This is a genomic window from Vibrio chagasii (genome assembly GCF_024347355.1).
Classification (GTDB): domain Bacteria; phylum Pseudomonadota; class Gammaproteobacteria; order Enterobacterales; family Vibrionaceae; genus Vibrio; species Vibrio chagasii.
On sequence record NZ_AP025465.1, the window covers coordinates 2279793 to 2295057 of the forward strand.

At 44.7% G+C, this 15265-nt stretch carries 11 protein-coding genes; 5 read left to right on the forward strand and 6 right to left on the reverse strand.

Going from position 1 to position 15265, the window contains the following annotated elements:
• Entirely contained in the window at positions 1-1473 is a 1473-nt protein-coding gene (locus OCV52_RS10380) for a Y-family DNA polymerase (RefSeq protein ID WP_137407681.1), read from the forward strand.
• Positions 1474-1587: 114 nt separating this feature from the next.
• The gene (locus OCV52_RS10385; RefSeq protein ID WP_137407680.1) at positions 1588-4680 is read left to right on the forward strand and encodes an error-prone DNA polymerase; all 3093 of its coding nucleotides are present in this window, start codon (positions 1588-1590) and stop codon (positions 4678-4680) included.
• Positions 4681-4992: 312 nt separating this feature from the next.
• On the opposite strand, the gene OCV52_RS10390 is transcribed toward OCV52_RS10385, so the two are convergent.
• Together OCV52_RS10390 and mlc are read right to left on the reverse strand one after the other, a co-directional pair.
• A complete protein-coding gene (locus OCV52_RS10390) occupies positions 4993-5934 on the reverse strand; it encodes a chemotaxis protein CheV (protein WP_137407679.1) in 942 nt (313 codons plus the stop codon).
• Between the two features lie 166 nt (positions 5935-6100).
• Positions 6101-7318 carry a sugar metabolism global transcriptional regulator Mlc gene (gene mlc, locus OCV52_RS10395; RefSeq protein ID WP_102426030.1) on the reverse strand — a complete coding sequence of 406 codons (1218 nt, stop codon included), beginning with the start codon at positions 7316-7318 and terminating at the stop codon, positions 6101-6103.
• Between the two features lie 319 nt (positions 7319-7637).
• Here mlc and pyk point away from each other — a divergent pair, with 319 nt between their 5' ends.
• Positions 7638-9083: a pyruvate kinase gene (gene pyk / locus OCV52_RS10400; RefSeq protein WP_116871823.1), complete on the forward strand. Its 1446-nt coding sequence runs from the start codon at positions 7638-7640 to the stop codon at positions 9081-9083.
• 133 nt (positions 9084-9216) lie between these two features.
• On the opposite strand, the gene OCV52_RS10405 is transcribed toward pyk, so the two are convergent.
• Together OCV52_RS10405 and cydH are read right to left on the reverse strand one after the other, a co-directional pair.
• Positions 9217-10431 carry a patatin-like phospholipase family protein gene (locus tag OCV52_RS10405; RefSeq protein WP_137407678.1) on the reverse strand — a complete coding sequence of 405 codons (1215 nt, stop codon included), beginning with the start codon at positions 10429-10431 and terminating at the stop codon, positions 9217-9219.
• A 41-nt stretch (positions 10432-10472) separates the two neighbouring features.
• Positions 10473-10562 (reverse strand): cytochrome bd-I oxidase subunit CydH, encoded by a 90-nt coding sequence (cydH, locus tag OCV52_RS10410; protein WP_105057857.1) that lies wholly within the window; start codon positions 10560-10562, stop codon positions 10473-10475.
• Between the two features lie 145 nt (positions 10563-10707).
• Here cydH and OCV52_RS10415 point away from each other — a divergent pair, with 145 nt between their 5' ends.
• A complete protein-coding gene (locus OCV52_RS10415; protein WP_061033770.1) occupies positions 10708-11301 on the forward strand; it encodes a hypothetical protein in 594 nt (197 codons plus the stop codon).
• Positions 11302-11447: 146 nt separating this feature from the next.
• Positions 11448-12824 (forward strand): IS4 family transposase, encoded by a 1377-nt coding sequence (locus OCV52_RS10420; RefSeq protein ID WP_102265919.1) that lies wholly within the window; start codon positions 11448-11450, stop codon positions 12822-12824.
• A 68-nt stretch (positions 12825-12892) separates the two neighbouring features.
• On the opposite strand, the gene OCV52_RS10425 is transcribed toward OCV52_RS10420, so the two are convergent.
• Both OCV52_RS10425 and ptsG read right to left on the reverse strand, forming a co-directional pair.
• Positions 12893-13297 (reverse strand): hypothetical protein, encoded by a 405-nt coding sequence (locus OCV52_RS10425; protein ID WP_137409083.1) that lies wholly within the window; start codon positions 13295-13297, stop codon positions 12893-12895.
• A 219-nt stretch (positions 13298-13516) separates the two neighbouring features.
• Positions 13517-14947 (reverse strand): PTS glucose transporter subunit IIBC, encoded by a 1431-nt coding sequence (gene ptsG / locus OCV52_RS10430; protein WP_137409084.1) that lies wholly within the window; start codon positions 14945-14947, stop codon positions 13517-13519.
• Between the last annotated feature and the right edge of the window lie 318 nt (positions 14948-15265).

A 15265-nucleotide genomic window follows, 5' to 3' on the forward strand; every position in this document is an offset into this window, starting at 1 on the left:
ATGCTGTGGCTGTATCTGCACTTTCCATCTCTGCAATTGGATACCTTGTTTAACTCAAGTGAGTCGAGCTCAAAGGAAGAATCACACGAGCAACCTATTATCATCGTGGATGAAAAAGATCATCGTGTACTGCAAGCTAATCAAGTCGCGCGGGAATCAGGCATCACACTGGGTATGGGGCTAGGGTCAGCGGCGGCACTTTGCCATCACTTACACGTTCACCCATACAGCATTGAGCTTGAGAAAAACAAACTGAAAGAGATAGCTCAATGGGCGTACCTGGTGACTTCCGACATGACTCTGTTACCACCCAATGGCTTGTTGATTAAAGCTTCTAACATGCTATCGCTTTACGATGGACTGGATAACTACTGGCATGAACTCAAAAGCCATATTGAAGCTCTCAACATTAAGTGCAGTTTTGCCACAGGCTACTCACCGCTTTCTGCGATCCTTCTGGGCAAACAAGCGATCAATCAAGTAACAGACAATGTTCAACAGATGAAGGCTTGGGTTAACCAACAAGCATTGAGTTCTAGCGAGCTACCACCTAAGCAAGTTGAGCGCTTAAATCGTGTCGGTATTAATATCGTTGAAGAGCTATTGAAGCTGCCTTTGCAAGAAGTCGCACGTCGCTTTGATATCGACTTGGTCAATTATGTTGGTCGCCTCAATGGGCAATTCAAGCACCCTATTGATTTCTATCATCCACCAGAAAGCTTCCAGCAATATCTGGAGCTGTTGTTTGATATAGAGAACATTCTATTTATCGAAAAGCCGCTGCTGAAATTATTGGATCAACTGGAGTGCTTTTTGAGGCTACGTGACAGAGTCGCGTTTGAGCTAACACTGACTCTGCATCTCAGGGATAAAGACGACCACCATGTCTCTTTCTATTCGGCACAGGGCGACTACCTTGCTGAAAAGTGGGCTAACCTTACCCATCTCACCTTAGAGTCACTCAAGCTCACAGCCCCTGTTCAAGGGCTCACTCTCTCGTTAGCTCGTCATGGTGAGCCTCAAATGGCCTACCATGATCTTTTTGATGGCAATATCGGGACACTTGCTGCGTTAGATCTACTGTCACTGTTACAGGCAAAGCTCGGACAGGCATGCATTCAAACACCCAAAATACAGCAGGATCCTAGGCCAGAAAAAGCCAACCGCTACTCGCTTCCAACCCTGAGTAAAACCGTAGCAAAGAAAAAAGCCACCGTTGAGGTTGTGGAACAAACAACACCCACTCTCAACATGGGTCAGCAGCGACTCAGGCCCAGTATTTTGCTGCCGGAGCCAGAAGCCTTAACCGAGAACGTCACCTTATCTCAGGGCCCTGAACGGATTGTTTCTGGATGGTGGGATGGCGAGAAAATCATTCGTGACTACTTTATTGCTCACAGTGAAAACGGTCGATGGTTATGGGTATTTAGAACACCAGATAAACAGTGGTTCTTACACGGCTTATTCAGCTAACTAACACTTATTCAGCTAACCAATAAAGAGTTGAATCGCCAATCCGCACCATTGACTCAATTTAAACGCCCCTTTCAATCATGTTTACTCGCAATGATTAAGTGAGATTACATTATGTCTCAACAATACTCAGAGCTTTTCTGTCAAAGTAATTACTCCTTTCTTGAGGGGGCTTCGCACGCGGAAGAGCTGGTTTTACAAGCCGACTTTTTACGCTACAAAGCACTTGCGGTCACCGACGAGTGCTCGGTCGCGGGTATCGTTAAGGTTCATTCTGCAATCAAGCAACACAAACTGTCGATCAAGCAGATTGTCGGAAGCATGTTTTGGCTAAATGAAGAGTGCCAAATGGTTTTGCTGTGCCCAAATAGAAAGGCCTATGCCGAACTGTGCCGTATTATTACTAACGCTAGACGTCGTAGCAGCAAAGGACATTATCAGCTCTCTGAGTGGGATATCATGTCGGCTAAGCACTGCTTCATTCTATGGCTTCCTCAACAGAAAACTGAAGACGCCCATTGGGGACAGTGGCTTTCACAACATCACTCAGGTCGATTGTGGATTGGCTTGCAACGACACCTAAAACAGACCGATCAGAAGTACATCGATTACTGTGTGGAGCTGTCACATCATCATCACCTACCAATGACAGCTTGTGGCGGCGTGTTGATGCACAATGCTAATCGTCTGCCCTTGCAGCACTCACTCACTGCAATTAAATACCAAAAGCCCATTACCGAAGTGGGCACCCATCTATTGGCGAATGCCGAGCGCTGTTTGCGAAGCATCAATAAGCTCTCTCATATCTTTAAAACAGAGTGGCTAGAAGAGAGCAATCGCATCGCTGAGCTGTGTGACTTTGATTTGGATAGCTTGCGATACGAATACCCAAGTGAGCTGATCCCTCAAGGTGAAACTCCCATGAGTTATCTGCGCATGTTGGTCGAGAAAGGCAAACAGGCTCGCTTCCCACAAGGTGTCCCTAGTGACATTCAACAGATCATCGATAAAGAGTTAGGGCTTATTGACGAGCTCGACTACCCTTTCTTCTTCCTGACGATCCATGACATCGTCATGTTTGCCAAAAGCCAAGGCATTCTTTATCAAGGTCGAGGTTCAGCGGCCAATTCCGTGGTTTGTTACTGCCTAGAGATCACCTCTGTCGACCCAAGGCAGATCTCAGTACTGTTCGAACGCTTCATCAGTAAAGAGCGTGATGAGCCGCCCGATATTGATGTCGACTTTGAGCATGAACGCCGCGAAGAAATCATCCAATACATCTATCAAAAATACGGTAGAGAACGTGCTGCGCTTGCTGCTACGGTCATTTCTTATCGCTTCAAAAGTGCAGTAAGGGATGTAGGTAAAGCACTGGGACTACAGGAGACCCAGCTTGATTACTTCATTAAGAACACCAACCGCAGAGATAAAAGCCTAGGTTGGCAGGCTCAGCTCACGCTATTAGGGCTACAACCTGAATCTTTAAAAGGTCAGCAGTTTATCCATTTAGTTAATGAAATCATCGGCTTTCCACGTCACCTGTCTCAGCATGTGGGCGGCTTTGTGATCTCTTCTGGACCTTTGTATGAATTGGTTCCAGTCGAGAACGCCGCAATGCACGATCGCACAATTATTCAATGGGATAAGGATGACCTTGAAACTCTGGGGCTGCTTAAAGTTGATGTACTTGCACTTGGTATGCTGTCTGCCATTCGAAAATGCTTCGACCTGATCAAGCGTATTCATGGTCGCTCGTTAACGATCGCAGAGATCACTCGCCTTAAAGATGATCCTCAAGTTTATGGCATGATTCAACGAGCAGACACCGTTGGCATATTCCAGATTGAGTCACGAGCCCAAATGAGCATGCTTCCAAGGCTCAAGCCAAGGACGTACTACGACTTGGTGATTCAAATCGCTATCGTACGCCCAGGTCCTATTCAAGGTGACATGGTGCACCCTTATCTCAAGCGTCGTGATGGTATTGAGCCAATCAGCTATCCCTCGAAAGAGGTTGAATCCGTTCTATCGCGCACTATGGGTGTGCCTATATTCCAAGAGCAAGTGATAAAACTCGCCATGGTCGCCGCAGGGTTTACAGGTGGTGAGGCGGATCAGCTCAGACGTGCGATGGCCGCTTGGAAGAAAAACGGCAACGTATTTAAATTTAAAACCAAAATCATTGAAGGCATGCAAAAGCGAGGCTATGACACTGAATTTGCCGAGCAAATCTTTAAACAGATATGTGGCTTTGGTGAGTACGGCTTCCCGGAAAGTCATTCCGCTTCGTTTGCAGTACTCGCGTATTGTTCAGCTTGGTTAAAATGCTATTACCCTGAGTGCTTCTACGCCTCCTTACTGAATAGCCAACCTATGGGGTTCTACAGCCCATCGCAATTGGTACAAGATGCTCAGCGACACAATGTAGCGATACTCCCAGTATGCGTGAATACCTCTCAAGACAACCACACCGTTGTCTCTCAGCAAAACGGTTTAGCCATACGTTTAGGGATGAGACAAATCAAAGGCTTGAGTGAACATGGTATCCAGAGTGTGTTAGCTAACCGGCCGAGCTCGGGTTATCACCACCCTAACCAGGTAAAACAGTTATCAATCAACAAGAAAGACATTGAGCTACTTGCCTCAGCAAATGCGCTTCACAACGTTTCAGGTGACCGCTTTCAAACTCGCTGGGCGATTATGGACTCGGCCTCTGATCTACCCTTGTTTAGTCAAATCGATGACAGCTTTGAAAAAGATAATGACGAACAAGGATTGCGACAACCCAGCGAGATGCAGGATTTACTTGCGGATTTCACCAGTGTTGGGATCTCTTTGAATAAGCACCCCATCACGTTACTGGAAGAAGCTAACCGACTCGGTCGATTCACTCATATGAAAGACTTAAAACAACAACGACACAAATCCATGGTCACCGTTGTTGGGCTTGTAACAGGTAAGCAATCCCCCGGAACTGCAGCAGGCGTCACCTTTGTCACACTGGAAGATAATACGGGCAATATTAATGTGGTGGTATGGGGAGCAACGGCGCGCGCTCAACAGCAAGCGTATCTCACAGCCAAGGCGTTAAAGGTGCAAGGCATCCTAGAAAAAGAAGGTGAAGTGGTACATGTGATTGCAGGTAAGCTTATCGATATTACCGATGAGATTGTTGGCTTAAAAACCAAATCGCGAGACTTTCACTAACAACTCAAATTACTGTTTTATATCGACAAATAAAACGAAAAAGGGAAGCGCCAGCTTCCCTTTATTTCAAATTGTTGAGTTATACCTCAACGTCAGCTTCCGTACGTCTTTTCTTAAATTCCCTATATAGTAATAAGCTTAAAGTCATGACAACTTTAGACGTTAACCATATCATTAAAAGGAACTACCTTAAATTGTGCGTGAAAAGTTACGTGAGTAGTTGAGCATATTTTGTTATGAGAAATATGCTGCATCAATAATAGCAAACGTTTTCCATAAGATCACCCAAAACAGACTGCATGTCGGTATAAATTACAAAATCTGACGCATACGCTCCTGAGTTACCTCAACCAACAAGTCTGGTTGGAACTTAGAAATGAAGCGGTTACACCCTACTTTTTCAACCATTGCTTCATTAAAGCTTCCGCTTAATGAGGTATTTAGCGTAATAAACAGGTCGTACATTCTTGGGTCAGAGCGCACTTCATGAGTCAGTTTGTAGCCATCCATCTCAGGCATTTCAGCATCAGTGATCATCAATAGTATTTCTTGATTGATGTCTTTGCCTTCATCACACCAGCCCTTAAGTAAATTCAGAGCTTCTAAGCCGTCACAACATTCAATAATGTTCAAACCTAATTGCGACAAGGTGCCCTTGATTTGGTTACGCGCGGTTGAAGAATCATCAACGATAAGTACATTACGCCCTATCATCTCTTGAGCTAACTGCTCATCTAACACACCTTCAGAGATCGACACATCGTAATCGATGATCTCTGCTAGCACCTTCTCAACATCGATGATCTCAACGATTTTGTGCTGTTCTTCTTCTTGAATATGCGTGATAGCGGTTAGGTAGTTTGCACGACCTGTTGTCTTTGGTGGCGGCTGGATTTCAGTCCATGTTGTATTGACGATATTACGCACCTGTCCAACCAAGAAACCTTGTACAGTTCGGTTGTACTCCGTAATGATCAAGTTACTTTCTTGAGACTCTGCACGTGACGGCGGAAAGCCAATGGCACTTCGCAGATCAATCACAGGTACTGATTCACCACGTAAAGAAGCCACCCCTGTAATATGGTGGTGGGAGCCCGGTAAGCGAGTAAGTACCGGCACTTTTAGCACTTCTTTAACTTTAAATACGTTAATCGCAAATAATTGGCGACTATTTAAGCTGAATAACAAGAGTTCCAGACGGTTTTCACCAACCAGTTTCGTTCTCTGATCAACCGAATTTAAAACGCCAGACATACAACACCTTAGTGACAAATAATAACTGTGGCTACAATAGCCTACTTCAATGGGTTAAAGCAAAGCGCTAATGCACAGAATGCTTAAACTAAGTACAACAAATGTTGTTATACGAAGCTTAAGTACATGGAAAGGATCGGGGAAGGCTAAAAGAAGAGAAAAAGAGTTAGCCTTCAATAACTTTCATTAGCAACTGACCGTCGTAGAGAGCCTGCTTGATAAGCGCAGCACCAGGCATCGTTGCTTGTTTGTAGAATCGAGATTCCACCAGCTCTAAATCTTGGTGGTAAACCGATAAGCTCTGCTCTTCGATACATTTTTGAATCGCAGGGTACAGAACGCTCTTAGCTTGGTTGATGACACCACCGACTAAGATTTTCTCTGGGTTGAACAAGTTAATCACAATGGCAATCGCAGAACCTAGATAACGGCCTAACTGCTCAATCACTTCGACCGCCAGCGGATCACCATCAGCCGCAGCAGCACAGATTTGTTCAATCGTGACATCTTCAAAAGCAGTCAGCGTGGATTCCTCACCATTGGCTAGACGCTCTTTCACTTGCTCACGAATCGCTTGTGAACTCGCAACCGTCTCTAAGCAGCCTCGGTTACCACAATGACACAGCTTGCCTTCCTTATCGATCTGGATATGCCCCAACTCACCGATGTTGCCATGACGACCTTGTAAAACGCGGCCATCAAGAATAATCCCGGCACCTAAACCGTGGTGAATAGAGATTAAGACAGAGTTGTCATTATCTTGAGAATTACCAAACAACTTCTCAGCCAGCGCCCACGCGCGAGTATCATTGGCAATAAAAACCGGCAAGCCCGTTTCTTTGTAGATCTCAGGACCCAAAGCTAAGTTTTCGACATTGTAATGCGGCATTTGCAACACAATACCCTGCTCTGAATTCACAAGGCCTGGAAGCGTGACCGCGATACTGGTTACCCTGTCGAGCTGCTCAGCATAAGTTTGGAAGAATTCGTCGATTTCATGAAGAAGACGCGCAAGTACATCATCTTGGTCGCGTTCGTGAATGTCGATCTTCGTATCGATAAGCACATCGCCGCCCAGTTCATGAAGCGCGATAGTAAGATACCCGCGTCCAAGACGCATCGACAAGAATTGCCAACCTTCATTGTTGGTTTGCAAGCCAACAGCAGGACGTCCGCGAGTCGTGGCTTCTTGAACCGTCGTCTCGTGGATAAGGTGAGCTTCCATGAGTTCACGGGTTATTTTGGTAATACTCGCCGGAGCCAACTCACTTTGTTTGGACAGATCGATACGAGAAATAGGACCTTTAAGGTCAATTAGTTTATATACACGACCAGCATTGACCTGTTTGATATGATCAATATGGCCCGGTTGAGCCATGTACATTTTACGCTCCAGAAATCATCAACGAGATAATTTTTTTACTTTGCGAAGTAATTGTGAAGTCACTTGGTATATCGCCGTGACCAGTATCACGTATATACATGAATCTTTGTGTATCGAGTCAAATAGTTCGAGGAAAATTAACACCCAAATCGATAATTTACGACTTAATTTTCAGAATAAAACATCGCGTTTGAGCCCTGAATTCAATAATTAAAAGCAAATCAAGAAATATCCTCCTAGCTCCCAATAAATTATCAATTAATGCATATACTTAATTCAGTCTTTTAAAAAGATTACTGGCCTCACTCTAGGAGTATTCATGACAGCTGAATTAAGAAAAACGAAAATCGTCACAACGCTAGGCCCTTCTACCGATAAAGGTAACGTGCTTGAAGAGATCATCAAAGCAGGTGCCAATATTGTTCGTATGAACTTCTCCCACGGCAGCAGCGACGACCATATACAACGTGCAGAAAAAGTCAGAGCAATCGCAAAAAAACTGGGGACACAAATCGCTATCCTCGGCGACCTTCAAGGTCCCAAGATTCGTGTGTCGACATTCAGAGATGGAAAAATTCAACTGGCTGTTGGTGATGAATTCACCCTCGACAGCAGCCTAGGTTTAGGCGAAGGCAATCAAGAAGCCGTTGGCCTCGACTACAAAGAGCTGCCGAATGATGTCTCAGCCGGCGACATTCTGTTACTTGATGATGGACGTGTGCAACTCAAAGTCACCAAGGTCGAAGGTTGCCGCGTTCATACCGAAGTCATCATTGGCGGTCCGCTATCCAACAACAAGGGCATCAACAAAAAAGGCGGTGGGCTTTCTGCAGAAGCGCTAACCGACAAAGACAAACGAGACATCGTCACCGCCGCCCAAATCCAAGTCGATTATCTCGCTGTCTCTTTCCCTCGTAACGGCGAAGACATGCACTACGCTCGCCAACTTGCGCGTGAAGCAGGTTTAGAAGCTCACCTGGTCGCCAAAGTAGAGCGAGCAGAGACAGTATCGACCGTTGAGAACATGGATGACATCATAATGGCTTCAGATGTGGTCATGGTGGCTCGTGGTGACCTCGGAGTAGAAATTGGAGACCCAGAGTTGGTCGGTGTACAAAAACAGCTTATACGCCGCGCTAGAGCCCTTAATCGCACTATCATCACTGCAACTCAGATGATGGAATCAATGATCTCCGCTCCAATGCCTACCCGTGCTGAAGTAATGGATGTAGCGAACGCAGTCCTTGATGGTACTGATGCGGTAATGCTGTCTGGTGAAACCGCTGCCGGGCAATACCCAGTAGAGACGGTAAAATCGATGGCTGAAGTGTGTGTGGGCGCCGAGAAGATGGCAAACGTCAATCAGTCCAACTACCGAATTGACCGCACTTTCGTGACAGCAGAAGAAACAGTATCAATGGCAACCATCTACTCTGCCAACCACATGGAAGGCATTAAAGGTGTAGTCACGCTGACTGAGTCTGGGCGCACTGCTTTGATGATGTCTCGCTTAAGTGCTGACATGCCTATCTACGCTTTGTCTCGTAACGAAGGAACGCTAAACCGTTGTACCTTGTATCGAGGCGTAACCCCTATCTATTTTGAGACAGAAGCCAAAGATAGCTTTGACATTGCACTATCGACACTTGCTTGCTTAAAAGAGAAAGGTCATCTCAAGTTTGGTGATCTCGTGATCATTACTCAAGGCGATATCATGGACGTGGCTGGCTCAACCAACTGTATGAGAATCCTACCTGTCACCTAGCTAAAAGCAGATGAAGCAAAAAAACAGCGACAGCATGAGATAAAAGTAAAAGGGTTATCGAACTAAGTTCAATAACCCTTTCTTCATTTCAGTATGTTATCTCAACAAAGCTAGCTATAGCATTCCGCCCGTATTATTTATCAATAACAATACTTGTCAATTGCGGCATATGGGAACTGCGAGCGTTTTCTGTTGTGGTATAAGTTTCAACGAATCGATAGCCGGCTTCTAAACCCAATTCGTAATCATGGAGCAAATCTTCTTTGTCACTCATTAAAGAGCTCGATTTTAACGGTTTACTTGGCGCGATCTGCACCACAAAGGCATCATCCGGAGGAGAATTCAAAAAGTCTTGAGTCAACGAGTAAGTTTGGTAGTGCACCATCAACATGTCGGCCAACCCAGAATCAAACTTATCACCAATTAAATGGCTTAAACGGTAAATATCATCAGCACCAAACAACCATCGACCGCCATTAAGTAAATCTAAATGCCCACGGTCACGCTTCTGTTCTTTAGAGCGTAGGATCTGCTGCTGGAAGAAAGAGGTCCAGTCCGTCTTCCATTGCTCCACTTTTTGTTGCCAATGGCCTTGAACACTATCGAACGATTCTCGGAACCACTCCAACTCCTCGGCAGTTACCGGTTTAGGTGCTTGAATTTTCTGTTGCTGCTGCGGAGCTTGAACTAGCGGTCTCCCCTCTTCATCCGTTACAGGTTCTGTACGAATCACAACAATTGAACGAGCCTGCCTACGCCACGCCTCTTGAACGGGAATAGAGGCAGACACGCCGCCATCCACATAAGCACTATCACCAATCAAGATCTCATCATTGTACAAACGAGGAATGGCACAAGTTGCTATCATCACCTTATACCAATCGTCTCCCAACAGAGGGAAGTAGTGATCTCGTAAATCTTTAGAACCCGTTACCGCCGCATAGAAGTGCCGCTCACCTAAGGTTTGTCGCCCTAAATCAAGGTCGAGCTTGTAGGGATAAGCCATGATTTGCTCTAAGGCCCACTCAAGCCCTAAATTCTTCCTGTGCCGTATGTAAGAGAACAGATTGAAGAACTCTGGGGAGGTGGTCAGGTCAAGGACAAAAGAGCGCCCTAAACCTTTATCACGGCACAAATAGGCACATAAGTTAAGCGCACCTGCCGAGGTACCGAAAAACTCATCGAAAGGGTCAAAATTAGAGAGGAGAAAAGCGTCGAGAACGCCTGAGGTAAAAATACTTCTCTGTCCGCCACCTTGAGCGACCAGTGCTGTTTTACCAGCAATAAACTTAGCGTAATAATCTAAGTCTATTGCGGTATCAATATTGGTTACGAACCCACTATTCATTATTTCCTGAGTATCAAAACTCAGCCTCGCAATAAATGGTATTAACTACCGATCGCAATAAAGCCAAATGAAAGAATGATTACGTAGATGAACGCTGTAATTTGTAGGGCATTTTTCAGATTATGTTCCATAGACACCTCTGGCTTATTATTAATTTGTTGAGTCACTATTTAAGTACTATCAGGTGTGTGAAGTATCTTCAAGAATCGTCGAAATTAGTCGCACGATATTGATGTAACCATCACAATTAGTAAGTGTATGGATAAGGATATACTCATGAATAACAAAGCAAATATGATGACGTTGGTTGCACTTTTTTCGGTTTCGAGTGTTTATGCCTCACCGGAGATCATTATTACTCCAATGGTTGGTTATACCGCCGGAGGGAGTGTTGAAGATCAAGATGGTAAAAACTATGACATGAAAGGATCTGAAAATTACACCTTTGCCATTGAAACGCCGCTTGAGAAAGGACGTATTGGCTTCTTTTACTCGAATCAAAGCTCAGAGCTGGAAACGCTTAACCTAAGCTCTTCAATCCAATACCTGCACTTTCAAAGTAGTATTTACTACCCTGCATCTTCGGTTCTGTCAGGATACCTAGGCTTAGGACTGGGCGCCTCTTATGTTGATGTGGACTGGGCAAAAGATAAATACGGTTTCTCGACGTCGATTTTTGGCGGTTTAGAATATAAGTTTAGTGACCGCTTAGCGCTCAATACCCAAGTTCGTTGGTTAGGTACCGTCGTAGATAACGACACAACCGGCGTATGCAACATTCCAAGCAATGGCCAAGACTGCATTATTCGCTTTGATACAGACTGGATGAACCAATTCCAAGCCAATGTCGGATTAAGTTTTACTTTCTAAATGACAATGCATACTACAGAAATGAAAAAGCCAACTAATTTACCTGTCTCTTATACACAAATCCCTAAGCCACGCTTGGGGATTTTTTTTGAACTATTTTTAGGTTTCATGATCTGATCATCTAAGCAATGACAAGGATGATTATCATGACCTATATAGAGCCAACCCTTTGGGCACAAAAACAGTTCGGTCAAGCCCACCTTAATGACCCTAGACGCACTCAAAGACTCGTTGCTCTCGCAGCCTCACTGGCCGAGCAGCCTGGCGTACCCGTCTCGAAACTCATTATATCCCCTGCTGAAATGGAAGGGGCTTATCGCTTCATCCGTAATGAGCAAATCAAAGCAGAAGATATCGCAGAAGCGGGTTTTTATGTCACCGCACAAGAAGCATTAGAGCAACAAACACTTCTTGCCTTAGAAGACACCACTTCTCTCAGTTACTCCCATCGCAGCATTCGAGATGAACTCGGGCACTCTAATCAAGGCAATCGACATCGCGCCATGTTTGTACACTCAACCTTACTTTTTGCTCCCGACACTCAATCTGTTATTGGTTTAATTGAACAACAGCGCTGGACTCGTGATATAGAAAAGCGAGGTCAAAGGCACCAGCATGCGACTCGACCATACAAAGAGAAAGAAAGTTATAAGTGGGAACAAGCCTCTCGCCATGTCGCTGAGCGACTTGGCGATAAAATTTCGGATGTCATTTCTGTGTGCGATAGAGAAGCCGACCTATTTGAATACCTCACTTACAAGCGAGAGCAACAACAAAGGTTCCTCGTTCGCTCAATGCAAAGCCGCTGTATTGAAGAGCACGATAATCGTCTTTATAGCTATGCTTCTACCCTGTTATCAGCCGGAGAGAAAGTGCTCGAAATACCGCAAAAAGGCGGTCGTAAAGCTCGCAAGGCTCATTTAGATATCAAATATGCCCCCGTGACACTCAAGTCTCCTGCTAACAAGAAAGAGTTCGATAACATTCCGCTTTACTACGTGGGATGTATAGAACAAGGAGAGAGTGGTAATAAGCTCGCATGGCACTTACTGACTTCAGAGCCGATAACGAGCAAGGAAGAGGCACTCAAAATCGTCAGTTATTATGAGCGGCGCTGGCTGATAGAAGATTTTCATAAAGTCTGGAAAAGTGAAGGGACTGAAGTTGAGCAACTGAGAATGCAAAGTAAGGATAACTTAGAAAGGCTCAGCGTCGTTTTGGCTTTTATCGCGACTCGGTTACTCCAGTTGAGGTTTATGAATGAATCAGACGAGTTATCTAAGAGCAGTTGTGAGCAGGTATTAAAAGGCAAAGCGTGGAAGTTAATGTGGCTCAAGTTGGAGAGCAAAAAACTACCGAAAGAAGCGCCTAATATATCATGGGCTTACAACGGTATTGCTCGGTTAGGTGGTTGGAAGAATACCAAGCGAACAGGTCGCGCTTCTATAAAGACGTTATGGCAAGGATGGCTTAGGTTACAAACCATCCTTGAAGGGTATGAACTCGCCAAGTCTCTTGATTAACCAGACTTGTGATCAAGAGACAGACTAATTTACTGGCTTTTCGTTGTATCGTATTTTTCAGTTCAACTTTAGAACTTATAGGTCACACCCAGAGCACCGCCTAGTTGCAACTCAACACCTTTGTACATATCAAGTTCAGGGTGAACCTGTGCGTAAGCATTCCAACCTTCGTAGAAGTTCACTTTAACGCCTAACGGCAAGCGTAAGCCAAAGTCGTCATTCCATTCAGCCCAAGCACCCGCGCCGACGTACCAGCTCAACGGAGCTTCAGTCTCGAACTGACCTCGCTTCCAGATGTAATCAAATGCAGCGCCGTCATTACCAATGGTGACACGGTATTTCTGGTCAAACTCAACAACGGCACTCAGATCTTGGTCAACGGCTAGACCAACTTCTAACGCAGGAGCTTCAGAAGCATGAGCAAAAGAGGTGAGGCTGCCGCACATAAGGCCAATCAAGTAACGATATTTCATAGTATTCTCAAACTGTTTCAAAAAGCGGTAGGTTAATTAAAAACCAACACCATTTGTCATCATAAAGTTAAAGATAGCAGACCATCAAAGATGATGATAATAGGTGATTAGTTTCAAATGAAAGGTAAATAACTGAGAGATAAAAGAATAAGCCTGATGAAACAGTAGAAACAAAAAAGGAGGCCAATTGGCCTCCTTTCAATTTATTGAATCAGTGAATTAACCGTTGTTACGGATCCACTCATCCATGTCTGTTTTCAGGTTGTCAGATTTAGTACCGAAGATAGCTTGTACGCCACCCGCTACTACTACAACACCTGCAGCACCTAGTTTCTTAAGCTTGTCTTGGTCAACAACTGCTGTATCAGCAACTGCAACACGTAGACGAGTGATACAAGCGTCAAGACCAGTGATGTTAGCTTTACCGCCGAATGCAGCAACTAGCTCACCAGCAAGTTCAGAACCAGTCGCAACTGCTTCGTCTTCTGACTCGTCTTCACGACCAGGAGTTTTAAGGTCTAGAGCTTTAATCACAGTGCGGAATACGATGTAGTAGATTGCAGCGTAAGCAATACCACAAACAACCATTAGACCCATCTTAGACGCGTGGCCAGATAGAACTAGGAAGTCGATTAGACCGTGTGAGAAAGATGTACCGTGTACAAAACCTAGAGTGTTCGCAAGAACGTAAGCAGAACCAGCTAGTAGAGCGTGGATTGCGTACAGAACAGGAGCAACGAATAGGAATGAGAATTCGATTGGTTCAGTGATACCCGTTAGGAATGAAGTTAACGCAGCAGAAGCCATGATACCCATTACTTTAGCGCGGTTTTCAGGCTTAGCTGAGTGTGCAATTGCGATTGCAGCAGCAGGTAGACCGAACATCTTGAACATGTAACCACCAGCTAGCTGACCGAAGCCATTGCCCGCTGCACGCGATGCGTCATCAGCAACTAGGTAACAAGTAAGAACACCGTTTTGAGTTTCGCCAGCAGCGTTTACACAAGTACCAGCTTCGAAGAAGAATGGTACGTTCCATACGTGGTGAAGACCAAATGGAATTAGAGAACGCTCAATGATACCGTAGATACCAAACGCCACTTGTGGGTTTTGGTGAGCAGCCCAATCAGAGAACGCAGAGATAGCGCCGCCAACTGGTGGCCATACTACAGATAGTAGGATTGCTAGACCGATCGCAGAGAAACCTGTGATGATTGGCACAGCACGCTTACCAGCGAAGAAGCCAAGGTACTCAGGAAGTTGAATACGGAAGAAACGGTTGAATGCCCAAGCAGCAACACCACCGACTAGGATACCACCTAGTACACCAGTATCGATTTTATCAACGCCCATTACACCAGCCATTACGCCTAGTGTAGCAGTCATGATGCCGTAACCAACGATTGCAGCTAGACCAGCTACACCATCGTTGTTAGTAAAGCCAAGTGCAACACCTACTGCAAACAGTAGTGCCATTTGACCGAATACTGAACCACCAGCTTGCTCCATAAGGTTTGAAACAATTTCTGGAATGAAAGGAAGATCTGCTGCACCGACACCTAGCAAAATACCCGCAACTGGTAAAACTGATACTGGAAGCATCAGAGACTTACCAACTTTTTGCAGGCTAGCAAAAAGGTTCTTAAACATGTTTATGCTCCTGATAAAGATAAAATAATTATATGGGTTCTAACGGCACACCCCCGTAGCCTATATGTTAGCACCCAGTGAAAATGTAACCATGTATTGCATTATATTTTCTGCCGCTAAATATATATTGATGCAGAACTAACTTTCTAGTGACTTACGAAATTTAGTTTCAAAACACGTCTTGGATCACATGTCAAATCTAGAAATGCAATGGTTTACAACAAAATAAAGCATTGAAATTTATGAGCATTTTTACAAGTCATTATTATTTTACTGGGTAAATAAAATAATAGAGAATGTTATTTTTAGTAACAAAAT